Origin of the sequence: Bacillus sp. OV322, from assembly GCF_900112495.1 — a bacterium.
GTDB lineage: Bacteria > Bacillota > Bacilli > Bacillales > DSM-1321 > Peribacillus.
The window spans coordinates 14,319-37,234 of sequence record NZ_FOMA01000010.1; the positions used below are offsets into that span (position 1 = coordinate 14,319).

The 22,916-nt window shown below is 41.9% G+C and carries 19 protein-coding genes and 1 other annotated feature; of the genes, 14 read left to right on the forward strand and 5 right to left on the reverse strand.

Going from position 1 to position 22,916, the window contains the following annotated elements; genetic code table 11:
• Positions 1-219, reverse strand: coding sequence for a hypothetical protein (locus tag BM126_RS19940; RefSeq protein ID WP_090991158.1), 219 nt, complete (start codon positions 217-219; stop codon positions 1-3).
• Between the two features lie 100 nt (positions 220-319).
• A complete protein-coding gene (gene yhfH / locus BM126_RS19945) occupies positions 320-457 on the reverse strand; it encodes a protein YhfH (protein WP_083392196.1) in 138 nt (45 codons plus the stop codon).
• A gap of 228 nt (positions 458-685) precedes the next feature.
• Here yhfH and BM126_RS19950 point away from each other — a divergent pair, with 228 nt between their 5' ends.
• The 3 genes from BM126_RS19950 (at position 686) to BM126_RS19960 (ending at position 3,729) form a co-directional block, all read left to right on the forward strand.
• Complete coding sequence (locus tag BM126_RS19950; RefSeq protein WP_090991159.1) at positions 686-1,600, forward strand: diacylglycerol/lipid kinase family protein; 915 nt, start codon at positions 686-688, stop codon at positions 1,598-1,600.
• Between the two features lie 259 nt (positions 1,601-1,859).
• The gene (locus BM126_RS19955; protein WP_090991160.1) at positions 1,860-2,819 is read left to right on the forward strand and encodes an oxygen-dependent tRNA uridine(34) hydroxylase TrhO; all 960 of its coding nucleotides are present in this window, start codon (positions 1,860-1,862) and stop codon (positions 2,817-2,819) included.
• A 145-nt stretch (positions 2,820-2,964) separates the two neighbouring features.
• On the forward strand, positions 2,965-3,729 hold the full coding sequence (locus BM126_RS19960; RefSeq protein ID WP_090991161.1) for a DODA-type extradiol aromatic ring-opening family dioxygenase: 765 nt from the start codon (positions 2,965-2,967) through the stop codon (positions 3,727-3,729).
• A gap of 418 nt (positions 3,730-4,147) precedes the next feature.
• On the opposite strand, the gene BM126_RS19965 is transcribed toward BM126_RS19960, so the two are convergent.
• Positions 4,148-5,173, reverse strand: a complete 1,026-nt coding sequence (locus BM126_RS19965) for an STAS domain-containing protein (protein ID WP_090991215.1) — start codon at positions 5,171-5,173, stop codon at positions 4,148-4,150.
• A gap of 230 nt (positions 5,174-5,403) precedes the next feature.
• Between BM126_RS19965 and BM126_RS19970 the strand changes: the two genes are divergently transcribed.
• Both BM126_RS19970 and BM126_RS19975 read left to right on the forward strand, forming a co-directional pair.
• On the forward strand, positions 5,404-7,428 hold the full coding sequence (locus BM126_RS19970; RefSeq protein ID WP_090991162.1) for a Na+/H+ antiporter: 2,025 nt from the start codon (positions 5,404-5,406) through the stop codon (positions 7,426-7,428).
• Positions 7,429-7,602: 174 nt separating this feature from the next.
• Positions 7,603-9,039: an NAD(P)H-hydrate dehydratase gene (locus BM126_RS19975; RefSeq protein WP_090991163.1), complete on the forward strand. Its 1,437-nt coding sequence runs from the start codon at positions 7,603-7,605 to the stop codon at positions 9,037-9,039.
• A gap of 154 nt (positions 9,040-9,193) precedes the next feature.
• Here BM126_RS19975 and brnQ read toward each other — a convergent pair whose 3' ends face one another.
• Positions 9,194-10,540 carry a branched-chain amino acid transport system II carrier protein gene (gene brnQ / locus BM126_RS19980; protein WP_090991164.1) on the reverse strand — a complete coding sequence of 449 codons (1,347 nt, stop codon included), beginning with the start codon at positions 10,538-10,540 and terminating at the stop codon, positions 9,194-9,196.
• A gap of 43 nt (positions 10,541-10,583) precedes the next feature.
• Positions 10,584-10,825 (reverse strand) — a binding site (T-box leader).
• A gap of 526 nt (positions 10,826-11,351) precedes the next feature.
• Between brnQ and dacB the strand changes: the two genes are divergently transcribed.
• The 7 genes from dacB to BM126_RS20015 all read left to right on the forward strand — a co-directional run bounded on the left by dacB (position 11,352) and on the right by BM126_RS20015 (position 18,409).
• Entirely contained in the window at positions 11,352-12,791 is a 1,440-nt protein-coding gene (gene dacB / locus BM126_RS19985) for a D-alanyl-D-alanine carboxypeptidase/D-alanyl-D-alanine endopeptidase (protein ID WP_371261480.1), read from the forward strand.
• A 198-nt stretch (positions 12,792-12,989) separates the two neighbouring features.
• Complete coding sequence (locus BM126_RS19990) at positions 12,990-13,820, forward strand: CPBP family intramembrane glutamic endopeptidase (protein ID WP_090991165.1); 831 nt, start codon at positions 12,990-12,992, stop codon at positions 13,818-13,820.
• A 235-nt stretch (positions 13,821-14,055) separates the two neighbouring features.
• Entirely contained in the window at positions 14,056-14,598 is a 543-nt protein-coding gene (locus BM126_RS19995; protein WP_071352163.1) for a helix-turn-helix domain-containing protein, read from the forward strand.
• Between the two features lie 33 nt (positions 14,599-14,631).
• Entirely contained in the window at positions 14,632-15,741 is a 1,110-nt protein-coding gene (locus BM126_RS20000) for an ABC transporter ATP-binding protein (protein ID WP_090991166.1), read from the forward strand.
• The gene (locus tag BM126_RS20005; protein ID WP_071352161.1) at positions 15,731-16,534 is read left to right on the forward strand and encodes an ABC transporter permease; all 804 of its coding nucleotides are present in this window, start codon (positions 15,731-15,733) and stop codon (positions 16,532-16,534) included. Before BM126_RS20000 ends, BM126_RS20005 begins: the two co-directional genes overlap by 11 nt.
• A gap of 1 nt (position 16,535) precedes the next feature.
• Complete coding sequence (locus BM126_RS20010; RefSeq protein ID WP_090991167.1) at positions 16,536-17,339, forward strand: ABC transporter permease; 804 nt, start codon at positions 16,536-16,538, stop codon at positions 17,337-17,339.
• A complete protein-coding gene (locus BM126_RS20015; protein ID WP_090991168.1) occupies positions 17,336-18,409 on the forward strand; it encodes an ABC transporter substrate-binding protein in 1,074 nt (357 codons plus the stop codon). The genes BM126_RS20010 and BM126_RS20015 overlap by 4 nt, the downstream gene beginning before the upstream one ends.
• A gap of 107 nt (positions 18,410-18,516) precedes the next feature.
• Here the strand turns inward: BM126_RS20015 and BM126_RS20020 are convergent, their stop codons facing one another.
• Positions 18,517-19,005, reverse strand: coding sequence for a YtxH domain-containing protein (locus BM126_RS20020; RefSeq protein ID WP_177201522.1), 489 nt, complete (start codon positions 19,003-19,005; stop codon positions 18,517-18,519).
• Positions 19,006-19,282: 277 nt separating this feature from the next.
• On the opposite strand from BM126_RS20020, the gene BM126_RS20025 reads away from it, so the two are divergent.
• On the forward strand, positions 19,283-19,750 hold the full coding sequence (locus BM126_RS20025) for a MarR family winged helix-turn-helix transcriptional regulator (protein WP_090991169.1): 468 nt from the start codon (positions 19,283-19,285) through the stop codon (positions 19,748-19,750).
• A complete protein-coding gene (locus tag BM126_RS20030; protein ID WP_090991170.1) occupies positions 19,747-22,854 on the forward strand; it encodes an MMPL family transporter in 3,108 nt (1,035 codons plus the stop codon). Before BM126_RS20025 ends, BM126_RS20030 begins: the two co-directional genes overlap by 4 nt.
• Positions 22,855-22,916 lie beyond the last annotated feature (62 nt).

A 22,916-nucleotide genomic window follows, 5' to 3' on the forward strand; every position in this document is an offset into this window, starting at 1 on the left:
CTACTGCTGCTTTTTTGTTTTTTTAGATATCGTTCTCGAGGCATGGAACCAAAGCAGAAAGAAAATAATGAGCAGAGTAGTTTCTTCTTTGGAAAATTGTATGGTCATAACGTGAATATACTCCAGCATATAGCCCAGATTGCCCTGCAGAATATCAAGCAGGAAGATCAGGGAAAAAGTAAAGGTGAATAACAGAATAAAAATGATGATGTTTTTCATTAACATACTCCTTATTAACGGCCATGGATTTATTTTACTCAAAGGAAGACAATATTAACAAAAAAACTGGCCGCAATGAGCGGGCCAGTTTTTTCATCACTTATTTATCATGATTGGCAAGGCAGCTGTCACACTCGACCCGGTATGATTCGGCTTGTTCGGTCATGTGCTCTCCGCATTTCGGACAGGTTTTCGGCGGCAGGTTCCTGAAAAATTCCATTGGATTTTTAGTTTGCATGTTAACTCCTCCTTTTTATAGTACAGATTATTCAGTGTGTTTTCTTGTTATAATACAGTATATACCCCGACAAACAAAAAGTATAGCCATTTGTCTAAAAATTTAAAAAAATATGACTTTGCATTCATGAGGGAATCCGGCTTTCTATCATATTTATTGTTTGAATAACAATTCATTAAGGGTATTGGCTAATATGAGCCGTGAGATTAAGAAAATGGAGGTTTCCCTGTGACAAAAGCGATGATTATCATAAATCCTTCATCAGGAAAAGAAAAAGCAAAATCTCTTCTTCCACAGGCAGAAAACCTGCTGGGGAGTTTATATGATGAAGTAATTATTTGTGAAACAAAGGGTGAGGGTGATGCAACTCGCTTTGGGGAGGATGCATGCCGGAATCATTTTGAAGCGGTGATTTCAATGGGTGGAGACGGGACGGTAAATGAAACAGTGAACGGACTTGCAGAAAAGGAGCACCAGCCGGATTTTGGTATTATTCCCCTTGGGACGGTGAATGATTTTGCAAGGGCCATCGGTATACCTTTAGATCCTGAAGAAGCCCTTCGGCTGATTTCTTTCAAAAAAACCGTGCCGGCGGATATTGGCAAGGTGAATGAGCGCCACTTTATGAATGTCCTTGCAGTAGGGGCGATAGCTGAAGCCACAAGCAATGTAAGTGCGGTCCAAAAAACGAAAATGGGTTCACTGGCTTATTTTATTGAAGGTGTGAAGACACTGATTAATAAAACGCCTTTTACGCTTACAATCGAGCATGAACATGGAAGCTGGACAGGGAAAACTTATTTGATGCTCGCTGCAATGACAAATTCCGTAGGCGGATTTGAAAAGCTGGCACCAAATGCAGAAGTGGATGACGGAAAGATGCATATCTTCATTATAAAAGATATTTCACTGCCGAGTATCCTGAAAATCCTGCCTAAGCTAATGCGCGGCGAACTGAAGGAGCATAAGCATGTGGAATATATCCGCTCTTCATTTATTGCTGTAACGGCATCAGAGGAACTTATTGTCAATGTTGATGGAGACGAAGGAGAGCCCTTGCCGTTTCAAGCCAAAGTTTTGAGGAAGCATCTGAATTTTTTTGTACCGGATACTAAGGAGATTTCCTCCAAAGGAGAAAAGTAAAGAGGCAGAGTGGTTGTCCCAGGCAGCCAAAAAGGGGCATAAATTGTGTCTCTTTTTTTGTGTGTTATATCCACAATATGCAATAATATGGATTTATCTGTAAAATCCCGCAAGAAAAATATGATTTGGCAGAAGTTCTTTATCCATTTTTTTAAGATAATTTGTTATAATATTTGTTTGTAAGACAATCATGTATGTATATAACAAAAGCCTTGTACGTTATATCTTGCAAATATAAATGAATAGGTGGTAACAAAAAATGGAAAAGTATAGAGTATTGCTATATTACTATTATACGCCAATTGAAGATCCTGAGGTATTTGCAGCAGAGCATCTTGCTTACTGTAAAGATTTAGGTTTGAAAGGCCGTATCCTAGTAGCAGCTGAAGGAATTAATGGAACTGTATCTGGAACAATGGAACAAACAGAACAGTATATGGAAATGATGAAAAACAAACCTGGTTTTTCAGATATCATATTTAAAATAGATGAAGCAGATATGCACGCATTTAAAAAAATGCATGTGCGCCCAAGAAAAGAACTGGTAACACTTCGACTGGAAGACGACATCAATCCGAATGAAGTGACTGGAAAATACCTAAGCCCAAAAGAATTTTTCGACAGCATGCAGGATGAAGATACCATTGTACTGGATGCCAGAAATGATTATGAATATGACCTGGGCCATTTCAGGGGTGCTGTAAAACCTGATATTAAAACATTCCGGGAGCTTCCGCAGTGGGTCCGAGAAAATAAAGAAATGCTTGAAGGCAAAAAGATTTTGACGTACTGCACAGGAGGCATCCGCTGTGAAAAATTCTCTGGATGGCTTGTAAAAGAAGGCTTCGAGGATGTAGGACAGCTGCATGGCGGAATTGTGACATACGGAAAAGATCCGGAAGTCCAAGGAGAGCTTTGGGATGGACAATGCTACGTATTTGATGAAAGAATTTCCGTTCCTGTCAATCAAAAGGAGCATGTAGTGGTCGGCCGTGACTATTTCACAGGAGAGCCTTGTGAACGCTATGTTAATTGTGCAAACCCTTCATGCAATAGACAAATTATTTGCACGGAGGAAAATGAGCATAAGCACCTGCGCGGATGCTCTCATGAATGCCGTACAACACCACGCAACCTTTATGTTAAAGAGCATAATTTAACAGAAGAAGAAGTAGAAGAAAGACTTCGCAAGTTAGGCGAGGAAACTGTTACTGCATAATAAAAAAACACTTTTGGATTCTGAAAAGAGTCTAAAAGTGTTTTTTTATGGAGATTTAATAATAGATACAAAAATAGAAACTTGACGCAGTTTGGATATAAATATATACTTAGTTACGAAAAGTAAGTAAATTGGAGGCAGTTACATGAATTCTTTATTTTTAGCTCATGGTTCACCAATGCTGGCGCTTGAGGATAATGAATATACAAAAACCCTTAATGCAATTGGAAAAAGGCTGAAGCCCAAAGCTGTAGTCATTTTTACCGCACATTGGGAAAGCGGGGTTCCGGAAATCACATTTACGGATGGGGAATATGAAACCATTTATGATTTTTATGGATTTCCTGAAGAATTATATGCTGTTTCGTATCCTGCTAAAGGATCTAAGGAAATTGCTTTAAAGGTAAGGGAGAGCCTCAGCTCTCACGGCATAGCCTCCAAGCTGGATAGCATCAGGGGATTGGATCATGGATCATGGACACTTCTGTCACACCTATTTCCTCAGGCAGATGTGCCTGTTGTCCAGATCTCCATTAATCCGGCGCTTGATGCTAAAGGACAGTTTAAGATTGGTGAAGCCCTCAGAATATTAGGCGAGGATGACATATTAGTAATTGGCAGCGGAGTAACCGTCCATAACCTGAGAATGGTGAAATGGGGACAAAAACATCCGGAAGAATGGGCAGTGGAATTTGATGATTGGCTGATTGAAAAAATATATGATAAAGATTATTCCGCTCTATTTAATTGGGAAACTCAGGCACCCCACGCTAAACTGGCCGTCCCTAGAGAAGAACACTTTGTTCCGCTATTTATTGCAATGGGCAGCGGAAATGAAAAGAAAACTGGAAAAGTGGTTTATCGGGATTACGAATTTGGGAATTTAAGCTATCTATGCCTGGAATTTTAAAAAAGAAAGATTCAAGTGAATCGGCAGTTTTAAGGCAAATGCCGGATGGGTTGCTTTATTTAATAGGCTCTTTTCTTAAAGGTTGTTGTTATTTAATAAGTTTTCGAGGCAAAACTATTGTTAAAGCAGGTTGATTGGAGCGAAAGGTGCGAAGACTCCAGCGGGATTAGCGTGACAGATGAGACCCCGCAGACGCAAGTCGAGGAGGCTCAGCGCACGCCCCGCGGAAAGCGGAGCATCCTGTAGCGGATATCAACCCCTTGTTCCATAGCAACAAAGTTTAAGAAAACAGCCATTTAATATCACGCATTCTTATTCATTGGAATAGGTAAAATAGCCAATAAAAAGAAGCTGAACAGCATACGTAAAATGTGCCATCAGCTTCTGTTTAATTAGATAGGCATTATGCCTATGGTGCTTATATAATCTGCTTTCCTGTCTGCGAAAGGGCAAAGTAAATGCCGTGCTGCAGAGTCTGGAAGCAATTGAATTGGGCAAGGTCATAATCGGTCTGGGCTATAGTCATTCCCAGCTCAGCTGAAATGCCGACTAGAATGGTTTCCGTACCGATTAAAGCTGCAGCGGAAGCCAATTTATTAATAAAACCGACTGTATATTCATCAATATGCTTTTCCAGTCCGGTTAAATCAAGAACAAGATAATTAGCTTTGTAAGCTGGCAGGTTGTACAGTGTCTTCACAGTCAATTCCTCAGAGCGGAATTCGTCGTATTTCCCGAGAAGCGGAACAACTACAATGCCTTCAAGCACCGGTATGATTGGGGATGATATCTCCTTGACTAATTCTGACAGCTCTCTTGTTCTTTCATTCACCGTTTGCTCCAGGCTTCTGATATGCTCTGCTTCTGCTTTTCTGGCCAGATCATGTATATTTTGCTCAACGGTTCTATCAGATGGGAAAAATTCATAGATGAACTGCTTATTAGTATTCCCAAAGGAGGTCTGTACGTCTTTGTACCATATGTTTGTATCTAATAAGCCGGTCAATAAGCCAGAAAAATGCCCTGGAATAAATGTTCCATGACTGGATTTGCCCTGTGCTATATTAATTTTGGATTCCCAGCTGTTTTCAATCGTGATGGTTGCCGTTTTCATCTCCTGATTCATTTCTATGATATTAATTTTCCCCCAGCCTGCCGAAGCGTAAGTGTTGGGTATCATTGAAGCTACTTCTGCTATAGCTAAATTTTGGCTCTTGTAGTATTCTCCTACTGTAATTCCCTGGCGGTAGCCGGTAGTTTCTAAAACCACGCTTGCGGCATCATTTCCGGAAATTTCTTCAATGGTATCAAAAAATGATTTCATGGCAGATGAAATCCAGAATAAAACAGCATCATCATTTTCATATTGAAAAACGCCCTTTTCCAAATCCCAACCGAATTCCAGACCGCCGACGTTCACATTCATATTACTTTCAGTTCTCATAATGATCTCCTTTACTGCCAAATGACTATGCTCAGTTCCTCCTTTTAACAAAATAAAAGTGAAAAGGCAATAATTTTAAATTTTATATAATGCTAAGCTGACTATTTCTTTATCTTATACTTAAAAGGGTATAATAAACTAAGGATATCACAATTTGCTTTTAATTACGGACAATCCTGCTTTCTATATAGAAAAAGGGCTCCCGGTATAAAAAAGGAGGCACGCTGCCCTTGGAAACTTTTTTAGTAGTGCTCATTCTTCTTGCTCTTATAGGGTTATCGAATTTTATTAACCACTTTATACCGATAATTCCTGTCCCGCTCATCCAAATATCGCTTGGGGGCATGCTTGCAGTATTGCCTGCAGGCATCCATCTGCCGCTTAATCCGGAACTGTTTTTTGTTTTGTTTATTGCTCCTTTGCTCTTTTATGATGCGAAAAATGTCCCGAGAGCCGATTTATGGAAGCTTCGGTCGCCAATTTTGCTTCTCGCTTTAGGGCTCGTTTTCATAACAGTAATTGTTATGGGCTTTATCATCTACTGGCTTATCCCTTCCATTCCGCTGCCCGCAGCTTTTGCTCTTGCCGCCATTCTTTCCCCGACAGATGCAGTTGCCGTGAGTGCAATTTCAGAAAGGGTCAAGATGCCGAAAATCATCATGAGAATATTAGAAGGCGAAGCTTTAATGAACGATGCATCCGGCCTAGTGGCGTTTAAATTTGCTGTGGCAGCGACTGTCACAGGTGTATTTTCCATTGCACAAGCCACCTTTAGCTTCTTCATTATTGCAGTAGGCGGTCTAGCTATTGGTGCTGCCCTGGCTTTTTTAATTTTAAGGCTTAGGACTTTTATAAGGCGGCTGGGTATGGAGGATGTTACCATACACATGCTGATCCAAATCCTGACTCCTTTCATCATTTATCTGGTTTCAGAAGAAGTTGGAGTATCCGGCATTCTTGCTGTGGTTGCTGCTGGTATTGTTCATGCCATTGAGCGTGATAGGGACGAATCTCCCACAGTCAGGCTGCAGGTTGTTTCTGCCAGCACATGGACTGTTTTATCGTTTATATTGAATGGTCTAGTATTTATGCTACTTGGGGTGCAGGTTCCCCATGTTTTGAAGGTCATCATTTCAGATCCTGCTTTTAATAATACGAAGGTTTTTGGTTATGTCACTATTATTACCTTGCTTTTGATTGCTCTTCGCTTTATCTGGGTGACGGTGATCATTCTCATATCCCCTAAATTAAACATACGCATGCCTGGAATGGGAATGAAATCAGCCTTGACTCTGTCGTTTGCCGGTGTCCGCGGAGCTGTTACACTTGCCGGTGCATTTTCCATTCCGTTCGTTTTGGAAAATGGCAGCAAATTTCCGCAAAGAGAGCTATTCATCTTTATTTCCGCAGGAGTCATTCTCTTAACACTTATTTTTTCTAGCATTGCTCTTCCGATTCTCGGCAAGCAGAAGGAAGATCCATCTTCCAATGATGCAAATCAAAAAGAAAACCAGGCTAAAATTACAATTTATAAAGAAGTTATTCAGTTTGTGCAGTCTCTGGCAAACGAAGAAAACCGTGTCGCAATATCGTCTGTAGTTTCAAAATATACACGAGCAATTGAGGAAATTAACTACAGCGGCGTTCCGAAAAACCCTTTCCATTCACGTGAAATGGAAGCGGACATCCGTCTTTTGGGACTTCATGCAGAAGAGGAGCTAGTACGCAAACTGGCAAAAAATGAGGAAATAAAAAAAGAGCTGGCCCTTAAGTTTCTTCAAAATATCCATTATAAGGAATCGGCGGTGACCAGCAGGCTTAAATACAGGCTTTTGATTACGGTGGTCTTGTCAAAGCGTCTCCTTCATAAACTGTTTTCAAGAAATAGATCTTTTACGGATTGGGGACAGGAGTTTCTGGGAAATGCAAGAAAGCTGAAGGTCAGAACTTCGAGAGCCGCTATCGGCGCCATTAAAAAAGGGATTACTGAAGAAAATAAGGAATTCTCTTTGTTGGTGATAGCTGAATACAGAACGCTGATTGCCAGACTGAATCATGCGTACCTAAATCTAAAGACGAATGAAGACTTGTCTAATATTGAAAGAGAGCTTCATTACAAAGCCATTCAGGTAGAGAGAGATCAAGTTCAGTCTTTATTTGAACACGGTGCAATCACCCGTGAACTTTCCCATAAAATACGGCAGCAAATCAATATCAGGGAAGCTGCTTTGATAGATGAAAATAGCTATGAGTAAATTCAGGGGTTTCGCATTCGCGAAACCTCTTGTTTGTGTGCCCGGATTTTTTTAAAAATGCGGACGTTCCAGGCCATCAGGGGTGCTTAACCATAAAACAATACGTACGGGCTGATTAGCTGCTTGTGATTAGGGGAAAAAAGAAACGAATGTAAAAAGAAGGCGGGTGATGTTTTGTTCATTTATAGCGCAGAAGCCATTAGAAGAGCAGACGAAGAAGCAAGAAAGCAGGGAATGGATGCTTTTACATTGATGGAAGTTGCAGGCAGGGAGGTTTACTTGGCACTTTCTGGAAAAATCTCGAAAAGTCAGGAAATCACCGTTCTTGCCGGAAAAGGAAACAATGGCGGGGATGGAATTGTGGCTGCTCGTTATTTAAAAGAGAATGGGTATTCCTGCCGGCTGATGTTTCCTGACGGGGAGCCCTTATCAGAATATGCCATAAAACATTTGAACTATTTTAGAAACAGGGGTTTTGAGACTTCTGAACAAGAAGGACCTGCGGATGTAATAGTGGATGGCCTCCTTGGAACAGGGATAAAACTGCCATTGAGCGAAAATCTGGAAAAAACCATAAAATGGGCAAATGAAGCAGATGCCTTACGGGTTGCCATAGATATTCCTTCAGGTGTAGAAGCAGACAATGGCAAGACGGGCACGGCGTTCAGGGCAGATGTAACATTAACGCTGCATGGGTACAAGCCATCAGCATTCTTAGAGGGAAGTACCGAATACTACGGAGAAATACAGGTTTTGGATATTGGGCTCCCCCATGATTCCAAATGGCAGGTATGGACAAAGGAAAAGGCAGCTCAGACATTCAGACAAAGAATGCCAGGGGCACATAAAGGCTCTTCTGGCACCGGGCTGCTCCTTGGCGGCTCAGATGAAATGCCAGGGAGTGCCATGCTTGCAAGCCTCGGAGCAATGAGGAGCGGGATTGGGAAGCTAGTGGTAGGAACAACACGCTTTGCTTCAGGAATCATTTCTGCAAGAGTGCCAGAGTGCACCTTTGTTCATGATGGCCTAAAAAAAGCCGCGGCAGGAGACCTTCCAAAAGGCATAAAAGCAGCAGCTATCGGTCCTGGGCTGGATGACCAAGAGAACATTGAAGATGCGCTTAGGCATTTGTTTGCTGGCAATTTGCCGATTATCCTTGATGCAGGAGCTCTTAAAGAGCGCAGGTATCCAGTCAGAGAGGCTGAAATCATTGTGACGCCCCACCCTGGGGAATTCAGCAAGATGACTGGCCTTCCTATTGCGGAAATTGGGGCGAAAAGGCTTGACCATGCCAGTGATTATGCGAAAAAACATGAAATCATTGTTGTGTTAAAAGGGAGGAATACGGTTATAGCCTATCCTGATGGTTCACTGATTGTTAATAGAAGCGGAAACGCCGGTCTTGCCAAGGGAGGTACGGGCGATACATTGACTGGCATTATTCTTGCCATGATTTCTTCACAGCCTGAAATCAAGCCAGCGATTGCGAATGCCGTATACTTCCATGGAGCCAGTGCTGACTACTGGAGTGAAGATAAAGCGCCTGAAAGCATGCTCGCAACAGATGTTAGCGAGAGTATTGCATGTGTGATTAAAAACATTACAACGTAGCAGAACTGTTGTTGACTTTTCTTAGTCTATGGAAATCCTTGGAGTAAATCTCGGAAGCTGAACCTAACAAGCAGTGACCTTTTACAGCAAAACAGCCATTACAAAAGAAAAAAACCCGGATGACATCCCTATGCGGGAGGTTATCCGGGTTTTTTTAGCTTAATTTTTTCTCCATGGTCCAATCTTTTTCATCCTCTGAGGCATCCTTTTTGTCATATGCGCTTATGAGGATGCCGAACAAGGTCCCTGCGATTGCTGGAATGATCCATTCAAGGCCATATTTGGAAAGAGGGAGAAATTTCCAAACTTCCTGCAAAGGTCCAAGAGTAAGCCCAAATGCAAAGATACCGTCAATCAGCGCAAAGATGCCAGTGAATAAAATGGCGCTTCCGTAAACTTTCCTCTTGTTCCGGAAGTATTTGCTGAAAAAGGTTAATGCCACAAGAACGATGGTTAACGGATAGGCGGTGACAAGAAAGGGTACAGAAACCTTCAAAATTTGATCCAATCCTAAATTGGATAAGAAAAATCCAACAAGCGTCACCGCTGAAATAATCTGCTTATAGCTGGCCTTTGTAATAAGCTTAGAGAAATACTGCCCGCAGGCCGTTGTTAAGCCGACGACTGTTGTAAAGCAGGCGAGTGTGAAAATAAATCCAAGAAGAGCTTTGCCTCCTTGTCCCAGTAAGAGAACAGAAGCATCGGAAAGCAGCTCGGTGCCATTGCTGTAAGAGTGTCCGGCGGCCATTTTAGCGCCGATTTCACCAAGGCTAATATAAACAAATGAAAGCAGGATGCCTGCAATAATGGCAGCTTTTAAGGTATATCTTGATAATTGTTTTCTGTCATCTATTCCTTTTTGGCTGATGGATGTCAGGATAACAATCCCAAATGCGAGGGAAGCAAGTGCATCCATTGTTGAATAGCCTTGAATAAATCCTTTGAATAGCGCTCCGGATTGATAGGCTTCTGCCGGCTGCTGGATTGGTGCATGAAGCTTGAAGAATCCTGCAGCGCACAATACGACCATGCTGATAAGCAAAACCGGAGTGATCCAGCGCCCCATATACTTTTCCATTTTGGAAGGGTTTAAGCTCACCAGATAAACGAGCAAGAAAAAAACAACCGTGAATATAAATAAAAACAGGAAGGAATGCGATTGTCCAGGAAGATAAGATTTCACGCCCATTTCATAGGCAACATTGGCATTTCTCGGAATGGCCAGAAATGGTCCGATACATAAATAAATGACGACCATGAAAATAGTGGAGAAGAGCGGGTGTACCCTGTTTCCAATTGTTTGGATGCCGCCCTTTACAAGTGAAACTGCCAGTAGTACTGCAAATGGTAGGCCTACTCCTGTCAAAATGAATCCTGTCATTGCCAGCCAAAATGAAGTACCTGACTGTGCACCAAGAAAAGGAGGGAAAATGAGGTTTCCTGCTCCAAAGAACATGGAAAATAGCATAAAACCAATAAATAAGATGTCTAATTTTTTCAACGTACTCTCTCCTTTTAGTCAAAATAAAAAACTCGCCCCCAATAACAGGGACGAGTTTAACTCGCGTTACCACCCTAATTCCGGAATTCAATCAAATCCGGCTCTCAACTAGCGTACAATACATACGCGTTCCGTATAACGGCGGAAGTCCCGTCAATGCCTACTAACATTCGGCATTGCGTCTCGGAGATGATTTTCAGAAACATCCTGAACGCCTGCTTTCATCAAATGCCGGCTTTCTGTGGGGCAGGAATAAATCGTACTCTTTCTCGTCATCGACTTTCTTAATATAGATAATTTATCAAACAGATAATATTATGTCAATATATTTAGAAATTTTTAATTATTCTGTATAGCCAGCAGAATTGACCACCTCATTATTTTACATAATCGCTTTGTTAAATCTCAATGTTAATTTTTGCATTCTCCAGGTAAGCGAGCAATCGCGGAATATGGATATGGGTGGCTCTGCAGACTAAAAGCGGAGAGTACAAAAGGAACGCCTGCTGAAAGATTACAACAAGCGCGAAGCAAAGCTTTGGTAATGAAAATTGATATACCGCAATTACTTTTGGAAGAAATATCTAATGGTGAGAATACATTGTGGGGATAAAGTGGAAAATAAATCGTCTTCTGCACATTTAACACAGCAGGCATTATGGAAGCTCCCGGCCGCCGATGAAAGCGAGCGACCAAAAGCAGAATCAACATGCAATATGAAAGGTGCCCAATAAAGGAAAAGGTAACTCGGAGGTGGAAGCTGTTGCTGAAGAAAAAAGTGAAGAGTGTTCCGATTGTCTTGCTTGTGTTTATGCTCATAATTATTCCTTCGGTCAAAGATAAACGTGAACTTGCGCATGCTACCCATGGCCGAGAAGAGCTGGGACGGAAAATAACGGCTATCCTTCAAGACCCCCATTTAAACGGAGCGCTGGCAGGAGTCAGCATCCGGTCCGCTCAAACAGGGAAAATACTGTATGACAGGAATGGGAATACACAATTAAGGCCGGCTTCAAACCTGAAGCTAATGACTGCAGCGGCAGCCCTTGAAACACTTGGAGAACAATATGTTTTCCAAACAGAGGTGCTGGCAGAAGGGCCAGTGATAAACCACTTTTTACATGGCAATCTATATTTAAAAGGAAAAGGAGATCCTTCTCTTTTACAGAAGGATTTTGATGAGCTTGCTTTAAAGCTTAGAAAGGGCGGCATAAAAACTGTTTCTGGCAACCTGATTGGAGATGATTCCTGGTTTGACAAGGAAAGGTATTCCTTGGATCTTGCCTGGACTGATGAACAGGAATATTACGGAGCCCAGATTTCAGCTCTATCGGCATCTCCTGATGAAGATTATGATACGGGTTCAGTCATGTTAAAAGTGAGTCCGGCCAGCGAGACAGGAAAGCGTGCCGAAATTACTGTTACTCCTCGAACAAATTATGTGAAGGTTATCAATCATGTTCGAACATCTGGACATGATGCAGAAAAAGAATTGAAAATTGTCCGCAAGCATGGAACGAACATCATTACAGTAGAGGGGGCAATTCCGCTTGGTTCATCCCCTGTTAAACAATGGAGCGCTGTATGGGAGCCAACCGGGTATGCATTGGATTTATTTGATCAAGCACTTAAAAGGCAGGGGATTAAGCTTCTTGGCAGGATTGGGACAGGAAAGGCTCCAGAAACAGCTGCAGTTAAAGCTGTTCATTCATCAATGCCGCTATCAGAGCTTATGGTTCCATTTATGAAGCTAAGCAATAACAGCCATGCAGAGGTGCTTGTGAAAGAATTAGGCAGGGTGAAAAAAGGAGAAGGAAGCTGGAAGAAGGGTATTGAAACTGTAAGAGAAATAGCTGAAAGCTGGGGGCTGGATACTCGTGCAATGCAGATCAGAGACGGCTCTGGAATTTCCCAGGCTGATTTGATTTCAGCCAATTCAATTTCTGAGTTACTGTATAAAATACAGAAAAAACCATGGTTCCCGGCATATCTGCATGCATTGCCAACAGCAGGCGCAAGCGGCAGAATGGATGGAGGGACCCTTAGAAAAAGAATGAAGAACACAGCTGCTGCGGGAAAGGTATTTGCGAAAACAGGAACCATTTCATCGTGCAGTACATTATCCGGTTACGCAACTGCGAAAAATGGGGAAACATACATTTTCTCTGTTTTAATAAACAATTTTATAGAAGAAGACGGAATCCAAAAGATACAGGATGATATAGCCGTTGTACTCGCAAGCGAAAAATGACTTCAGGCAACGAAACCCTTCCGTCCTGTTTTTAATACTGAAAATTGAAATCAATTTTACCGGGAAACAATAGAGGCGGAGATGGTAGAATAAAGATATAAAATGCTGAGCCGCCAATAAGGAGTAAAGCAGGCAAGGGGGGGTATTATTAAAAGCTATCTATATAATCTGCCGGGGGAAAACAGCTGGAAACGGTATATGCTGTCGCTCGTGACAATGGGGGCAATCCTCATTGCAGCATCCATCTTTTACGGAATTGCAATGGCCGCATATTTGTGGGCTACGGGGGAAGACCTGTCATTAATCGATTCATTTGGGGTTCATCATCCCATGCTGGATTTTGCCTTAACCATGCTGGCAGATGTTTTTTGGATCCTGGGACTTTGGTTTTGTATAAGGGTGATTCATAAAAGAAAGCTTAGAACACTGATTACCGCAGGAAAACGGATTAATTGGAGGCAGATCTTCTGGGCGTATGGGATGTTTTTTTTCTTCATGGTGGTTTTTCAGCTAATTGATTACGCCCTTTTTCCATCTGATATTTCTTTAAACAGTGTGAAGTGGAAGGATTTTTTGATTCTGCTTGTCTTGATTCTGGTGCTTGTCCCAATCCAAACTACAGTGGAAGAATTATTTTTCAGAGGGTTTCTATTGCAATGGTTTGGCAAAAAGATCCGTAATCCTTATATACTCGCCGGCATTATTGCCATTATCTTTGGCTCCATGCATTTTTCAAACCCGGAAATGGAGCGTTCGGCTATTTTTGTAGGACTCGACTATTTATTTGTCGGATTTATGCTGACACTCCTTGCAGTTAAAATGGGGGGGCTTGAGCTGTCCATTGGAGTCCATGCTGCCAATAATATGTTTTTGTTTATCTTTTTTGCAGACGACCAATCTGTAGGCGGCGCTATTCCGTCGTTGTTTAAGGTGAAAAATAACGACCCGGTATACTCCCTGCTGTTTGATCTTTGTTTATTTGGCTTTTTTTATTATTTGGTCTGGAGAAAATATCGCAGGCAGCAATGAGGTGCAGAAAGTCCGTCGAAATGACGGCTTTTTTTATGCTTTTACGGTAGTACAGGCATAAGGCAGTGGCGGAAATCGGCAACACCGGATAATTGTTAAATCCGCGGGAAATATATTGCGGTTTACGAAATGTCATGTATAATGGATAAGGTTAAAAGTAAACTTGGAGTTTAGTATTTGAAAACAATTGTGCCTTAATGTTTACTATTACTAAACAATAAATCGAGGCTATATTATGCAAATCGGCAAAAAAATAAAAAATCTGCGCTTGAAAAAAGGATTAACGCAAGAAGAGCTTGGAGAAAGAACGGATTTAAGCAAAGGCTATATTTCACAGCTTGAGCGTGATTTGAGCTCCCCATCTATAGAAACCTTTTTTACTATTTTAGAGGTGCTTGGCTGCAGCCCAAGTCAATTTTTTGATGAAGAAGAACGCAAGCAAAAGGTCGTGTACACCCAAGAAGATCAGACTTTTTACGATGACGAGGAAAGAGGCTATCAAATTCAATGGCTTGTCCCGGAATCCAATGAAAAAGAAATGGAACCGATCCGGCTGACTTTTAAGGAAAAGGGTGAATTTAAGACATTCGAGCCTTCTCTTTCAGAGACATTTGGCTATGTGCTCAAAGGTCAGGTACAGGTCAGGCTGGGCCGGCATACCTATATTGCGAAAGCAGGCGAATCAATATATTTTCATGCTTCAGATGAACATAAAATCATTAACGACCATAAAGGGATGTCCGAGCTGCTGCTGGTGGCTACAGATTCCTATCTGTAAGAAAAATATGTATCCGAGAAGGAGGAGGCTGCAATGGCAGACCAGACAATTATCCGCTTTGAGCAGGTAACAAAGCAGTATGATCAAGATCCGGCAATACTGGATAACGTAAGTTTTGAGATTGAGAGGGGAAAGTTTTATACACTGCTGGGACCTTCAGGCTGCGGAAAAACCACTATTCTGCGCCTGATTGCCGGTTTTACGGACGCAACGAAAGGCAGCATATATTTTAACGGGAAATTAATCAATGATGTGCCGGCGAATAAACGCCAGGTTAACACCGTGTTTCAGGATTACGCCCTATTTCCACATTTGAACGTGTTTGAAAACGTAGCATTTGGCCTTAGGATTAAAAAAATGAAAAATGCTGATGTTGAAGCAAAGGTGCTTGAGGCCCTATCCTTTGTTAACCTGGATGGTTATGAGACAAGGGAAATCAGTGAGATGTCCGGCGGCCAGCGCCAGCGTGTGGCGATTGCCCGGGCGATTGTGAATGAACCGGAAGTCATCCTCCTTGATGAGCCATTATCTGCCCTTGATCTTAAGCTTCGGACGGAAATGCAGTATGAATTGCGCGAGCTTCAAAGGCGCCTTGGAATTACCTTCATTTTTGTTACACATGACCAGGAAGAGGCTTTGGCCATGTCAGATGAAATATTCGTGCTGAATAAAGGAATTATCCAGCAAAGCGGGACTCCTACGGATATTTACGACGAGCCGATTAACCGGTTTGTTGCCGATTTTATCGGAGAGTCTAACATTGTTAAAGGAACGATGATCCAAGACAATCTGGCAGCATTCGGCGGAAAGCAATTTGATTGCGTGGATCAGGGTTTTAATCCGAATGAACCTGTTGAAATCATCATCCGCCCTGAAGATCTGGAGATAACCACAGTAGACAGGGGCAAGCTGCAGGTACGTGTAGATTCGCAGCTCTTCCGCGGTGTCCATTACGAAATCAGCAGCTATGATAAAGAGGGGAACGAGTGGCTTGTCCATTCCACCAAAAAGGCTACCGTAGGCGATGAAATTGGACTTTATTTTGATCCGGAAGCCATTCATGTCATGCGTTTCGGGGAAACGGAAGAAGAATTCGATAAGCGTCTGGAAGCTTATAATGGCGGGTCAAGCTATGCAGAATAAGGCGTCGCGTAACATATATCTGATTCCATATGCATTATGGATCCTGCTTTTTGTTATTGCACCCATTCTGCTTGTCCTTTATTATTCTTTCTTTGATATTGAAGGGAATTTTTCAATTTCCAATTATCAAAAGTTTTTTACACCCGTTTATTTGAAAATGACATTGAGTTCTTTTTGGTATTCGTTTTTGATCACAGCTTTTTCACTGCTCATTGCCTATCCGGCAGCATATTTGTTAACTAAAACGAAACATAAGCAGCTGTGGCTTCTTTTAATCATACTGCCGTCCTGGATTAATTTACTGTTAAAGGCCTATGCGTTCCTTGGCATTTTCGGGACATACGGGGCAGCTAACAGCTTCCTGAAAGTAATCGGAATCGGAAGCAAACAAATACTGTTTACAGATTTCAGCTTTATTTTCGTTTCGGTATATATTTTCATACCATTCATGATTTTGCCGATCTTTAATACATTGGATAAGTTGAATCCCACATTGCTTGATGCGGCTAATGATTTGGGGGCTTCTTCCTGGACTACTTTCCGCCGGGTCATTTTCCCTCTCACCATTGAAGGTGTTAAGTCGGGATGCCAGGCAGTATTCATTCCATCATTATCACTATTCATGCTGACAAGATTGATTGCAGGAAACCGTGTCATTACGCTTGGCACAGCAATTGAACAGCATTTCCTTGTTACCCAGGACTGGGGCATGGGGTCAACGATTGCGGTCTTTTTGATTATTATCATGTTTGCGATCATGGCCCTGACAGGCAACAGAAAGCGGGGTGTCTAGAATGAGAAGAAAAAATTCAGCATTATCATCCGTCTATCTTGTTGCAGTTTTTCTGGTGCTGTATGCTCCTATTTTCTTTTTAGTGTACTATTCATTTAACAGCGGAGGTGACATGCATCAATTCGATAAGTTTACCCTTCAGTGGTATAAAGAATTGTTTCATGATACCCGCCTGCTGATTATTGTGTTGAATACCCTGGTCATTGCGCTGCTTTCCGCTGCAATTTCAACAATCCTGGGAGTGCTCGGGGCACTTGCTATCCGCAGTGTAAGGAAGAGAAAGACAAAAAATGCACTGCTTTCCCTGAATAATGTCCTGATTGTAAGTCCTGATGTTATTATTGGTGCTTCATTTCTTATTCTTTTTACCATGATTGGGCTTAAGCTAGGGTTCTTCTCAGTCCTGCTGTCGCATATTGCCTTTAGTGTGCCGATTGTTGTCATTATGGTTCTTCCTAAACTTCAGGAGATGAGCCCGAGTTTGCTTGATGCAGCCAGGGATTTAGGGGCAAGCCGCTGGGATGTGCTGTCAAAGGTAGTCATTCCTTATATTACTCCGGGCATTTTTGCTGGCTTTTTCCTTGCATTAACCTATTCGCTTGACGATTTTGCAGTAACATTTTTCGTGACCGGAAATGGATTTTCTACACTTTCTGTAGAAATATACTCACTGGCCAGAAGGGGAATTTCCCTTAATATCAACGCGCTATCTACACTGCTATTCTTATTTACCATGGTGCTTGTTGTGGGATATTATTTCATCACCCAGCGCAATGTCAGAAATGGAATGGGGGCAGGAAAATGAAACAGCTGAGCCGGGTTTTCCTTGTGATCGCTATTATTTCAGCGGTGCTCCTGTACGCAGTATCGCGACTGAACTCCTCTCAGGGATATTCAGGAGCAAAGACTTTGACGGTTTATAACTGGGGAGATTATATCGATTCTTCTCTGATCAAGAAGTTTGAAAAACAAACAGGCATTAAAGTGATTTATGAGACCTTCGATTCCAATGAAGCGATGATGACAAAGATTCAACAGGGCGGGACTGCCTATGATATTGCGGTTCCTTCAGAATATATGATTGATAAAATGAGGAAGGAGAACCTTCTTCTGCCGCTCGATCACAGCAAGCTTCCGAACCTTAAGAATATTGACAAGCGATTTATGGATCTGCCGTTTGATCCGAAAAACAAGTATTCCATTCCATATTTTTGGGGAACAGTCGGGGTTGTGTATAACCCTAAAATGCTCGGCAATAAAAAAATCACCAGCTGGGATGATTTGTGGGATAAAGACTTACGCAATCAGATTCTGCTGGCGGACAGTGCAAGAGAAGTAATCGGAATGGGACTGAACAGTCTGAATTACTCGCTGAATGATACGAATAAAAAGCATCTTCAGGAGGCAAAGAGGAGACTGGACAGTCTGACACCGAATATTAAAGCGATTGTCGGTGATGAGAGCAGGATGCTGCTTGAAAACCAGGAAGCCTCCATTGGGGTTGTATGGTCTGGGGTTGCCTCAGAAATTATGGCAGAAAATGAAGATCTGCAGTACGTGCTCCCAAAAGAAGGAACAAACTTATGGTTTGATAACATGGTTATCCCTAAAACCGCTAAGCATATTTCGGCAGCACATAAGTTTATTAACTTTATGCTGGATGCAAAGGCAGCTGCTAAAAATGCAGAGTATGTTAATTATTCTTCTCCAAATAAAATGGCATTAAAATACATGCCAAAAGCGACTGTAAATGATAAACGTTTTTATCCATCGCCTGAAATGACCGATAAGCTTGAGGTATATAAAAATCTCGGGCAAAAAAATCTTGCCTACTATAATGAACTTTTCTTAGAGTTCAAGATGCACAGAAAGTAAATAAAAGTCGGCGCCAGGCATTGGCGCCGACTTTTATTTTTGGCTTGCTCAAAAGATTCTTTACAGGAATTAAGTAAGAAAAGCCTTTTTCTGTTTTTATCAGTAATTTACATATTGCGGTTTTGGTTTATGTCAGCGGATGTATTGGAAGTGCCGCCATTTTGTTTTTTACTGTTTGCTTCCTTAAGCTGTGAACCGGCATCAGCCACTTTGGATCCGATATCCTTCAGTTCACCAGTAGCTTGTTTTGCTGTTGAAAGAGCATCAGTTGAAATGTCCTTCACTTCTCCTACGCGCCCAAGAACCTCTTCATTCACCATTTCATAAAGGCTTTGTGCATCACTGATTGCTTCCTTTAAAGTTGTTGAAGCATCTTTGAAACGGCTGATCATTTGATCCTTCAGCTCGCCTGGGTTTTCCTTTACCTGAGCAATCATGCCCATAGAAGAATCCTTTAGATCGACTGCTGTTTCTTTCACTTTAGTACGAGTGCGTGAATCCAATAAGGTTAAAGCTCCTCCAATGATTCCCCCAATAATTATACCTTTTAACATTTTACTGTTTTTCTCATTATCGCTGGTCATTTGCTGAGTCATATTTACTTCCTCCTTATTTTATAAGTAACGATGCTTGTTGGTTTTTTCCCGATATATACAAAAGTCAAACAAAAAAATTTAAAAAAGTTAACAACAAACCATTTCACTTTCTAAACTTTCAAGATGTGCATCTTATTGTTTAGCTCCAAGCCAGGGAGGACGTATGCTTCTGGACAAGGGGCATCCCTTTTGGTTATTGACAGTAAAAAAAAACCATATTATAGTTAAATACATTAATAGTTAAAGGGTTGAACTAATATGAGGATGTTGATTATTTATGCATAATGACGAGGTTCAAGGGTTAATTGACCGTTATTTAAGAGTTTCCTTCTATGTTTCAAAAATAGGAGAATCACTGATAAAGGAACAAATTTGCAGTGATCTGACAAATGAGCAGTATTATACGCTGCGATTCATCCAGCAGGCACCGCAGTGCAAGTCCACTGACCTTGCAGAGGCCTTTTATGTTAATAAAAGCGCAATCTCAGCCATTATCACCCGTTTAACCGATAAAGGGCTTATTCAGCGTAGACGGGATGAAAACGACCGCAGGGTGGTATATCTCACCCTGACAAAAGAAGGAGAAGCATTATTCGCCTCAAAAGAACAGAAAATTCACAAGCTCGTAGAATCATTTATCACAAAGTTTAATAATGAAGAAATAGAAGCTTTCATTCATACATACGAAAAACTTTCCCGAATATTAATCGAAATGACAAAAGAAATACAGGAGGAACCTTCATGAACGCAATATTAAAAGGAAAATGGCTGATCCTTGCTGCCTGGATTGCAGCAGCTGCCGTATTAATGGGGCTGGCACCCAATATGGCTGATCTTGTCAGTGAAAAAGGGCAGCTTTCCATACCTGACACCTATTCTTCTGCCATGGCTAATAAAATTATGAAGGATATCAGCGATGATGATGAATCGCAGGTGGCACTTGTTTTTCATAGCAAGTCAAAGCTTACAGCTTCAGATCTGGCTGATATAGAACAAGGAATAAACAAGCTTGAAAGCGATAAAAGTAAACTCGGAATCAATGACATTACGACCCATTTTAAAGAAAAATCCTTAAAAGACCAGCTGGTTTCAAAGGATGGAAAAACTATTTTGGCTTCACTCTCCATGAACATGGGGAACCGCGACCGGAAAGAAACGTCTAAGGCTCTGTACAAAGAGCTTAAAGAAGTAAAGGTCGGGCATTACTATACCAGCAGCTGGATGATCGATGAAGATCTTAATACAAACTCCCAGGAAGGACTGAAAAAAACGGAAGGCATTACAGTTATTTTTATCCTTGGGGTATTGCTCCTCGTATTCCGTTCGGTCATTACGCCCATCATTCCGTTGGTGACGGTAGGGATTTCCTATCTGGTTTCTCAATCTATCGTGTCCTTCCTGGTGGATTCGTTTGACTTTCCTATCTCATCTTATACACAAATATTTATGGTGGCGATCATGTTTGGGATTGGAACAGATTACTGCATCCTGTTATTCAGCAGGTTCAAAGAAGAAATATCAGAGCACGAAAGCTTGGCGGAAGCAATTATCACTACCTACAGGACAGCTGGAAAAACGGTATTTTTCAGCGGGCTTGCAGTCCTTGTCGGCTTTGCTGCCATCGGCTTCTCAACCTTTAAGCTTTATCAATCCGCTGCGGCAGTAGCTGTTGGAGTAGCAGTGTTATTATTGGCTCTTGTAACGGTCGTGCCTTTCTTTATGGCTGTTTTAGGAAAGAAAATATTCTGGCCCTCTAAAGGAAAGCTTGAGCATAAAGAAAGCAGGTTGTGGGGAGCTGCAGGAAAATTCGCGCTTGCCCGACCATTTATTGCTTTACTTATTGTAGCGGCAATATGTGTTCCATTTTTGGTTTTTTACGACGGGAAGCTGTCATATAATTCCTTAAATGAAGCAGGAGATGATATGGCATCTGTTAAGGCATTTGATATTGTTTCATCTGGATTCGGCCCAGGGCAGTCCATGCCTACACAGGTTGTCATTAAAAATGATGTGAGCATGAATTCAGCAGAGTATGTAGCCTTAGCCGAAAAAATTTCCCAGGAAGTCGCGAAAGTCGATGGAGTGGATACAGTACGTTCCGTGACCCGCCCAGCAGGAAAGCCTATCGAGAACTTGTTTGTATCCAAGCAGGCAGATTCACTGGAAAAGGGTGTCGGCAAAGGAAATGAAGGTATCAAAAAAATCAGTGATGGCCTGAAGAAGGCAGGCGGCGAACTATCCAAGTCAGCACCTCAGCTGAATAAAGCGACAGATGGAATTAACGGCCTGATTAGCGGGACGGATGAGCTGAAAAATGGAATGGGTAAAGTCCAAAACGGATTAACTGCCATTGAAACAGGCATCCGCAGCGGGTCGATGGGTGCCGGGGACATCAAAAAGGGGATGCGTGAGGTACAGGCGAACCTTGTTAAGCTCTCAAATGGAATGACAAAACTTACAAACGGCTATAAACAAGCCAGTGTAGGTTTGGGCGGCCTCCAAAGCAAGTATAAAGAAATCGGGACGGGGCTCACACAAATTTCCCAAACTCTCCAAGGACTCGATGCAAACTTTAAAGGAATAGAAAATAAATATCCTGATCTTCAATCTGACAGGGATTATCAAACGATTAAAGGAACTGTCGGTTCTGTTCAAAAAGGCTTACGGCCTTTATCCTCGGGTCTTACTCAGCTTAACGGCGGACTGTCAAAAGTGAAGGGCGGCATTGATACTGCCAATGCAAGTCTCGCATCAGCAGCTTCTGGCCAGAGTGAATTGGACAGCGGAATGACAAAGCTTATTGCCGGAATGAACCAGCTGCAGACAGGGTTGACTAAAGCAGCAAACGGACAGGAGCAAGTGATTGGAAATATTTCGAAATTTCAAGGCGGCCTTACTAGCCTGAATACAGGACAGAAGCAGCTGCTGAATGGATTTTCAAACCTGAACGGACAGATGAATTCATTGACGAATGGGCTGAATGACAGTGCGAATGGCTTGAATCAGGTCCACAAAGGATTGAATTCTGCCCAGGGTTATTTGTCTGGATTAGCCTCTTCGGACAAAAACGTATCAGGACTTTATATTCCGGATGAAGTACTAAATAGCAAAGACTTCAAACAGGCACTTGATGCATATATGTCTCCAGACCGCAAAGTGATGACCATGGATGTGATATTTAAGGATAATCCATATTCCAATGAAGCCATCAGTGAGATTGATCCTATCAAGAAGTCTATAGCCATTGCAGTGAAGGATACGAGTCTTGAAAATGCGAAGGTAGCCATTGGCGGTGTAACAAGCACCTATAATGATATGAGCAAAATATCAGATGCAGATTATTCAAGGACCGTTGTGCTTATGCTCGCAGGAATCGGTATCATACTCTTTCTGCTGCTCCGCTCAATCGTGATGCCGATTTATCTAATTGCTTCGCTGGTTTTGACATACTATACTTCCATGGCTATAACAGAAGTGATATTTGTTAACATCCTTGGCTATGAGGGCATCAGCTGGGCCGTGCCGTTCTTTGCATTCGTCATATTGATAGCGCTCGGAATTGATTACAGCATATTCTTAATGGACCGGTTCAACGAATATAAAGATATGCCGATAAAAGAAGCTATGCTTTTATCAATGAGGAAAATGGGAACGGTGATTATCTCTGCTGCCATTATCCTTGGAGGAACCTTTGCTGCCATGATGCCGGCTGGCGTTCTCTCCCTGCTCGAAATTGCCACGTTAATTCTTATAGGCCTTGTGCTGTATGCCCTGGTTATACTGCCACTATTTATACCGATTATGGCGAAAACCTTTGGCAAAGCAAATTGGTGGCCATTTATTAAATAGGCTGTTTTCGCAAACTTTGTTGCAATGGATCTTGGCTGTTGATTTCCGCTCCAGGATGCTCG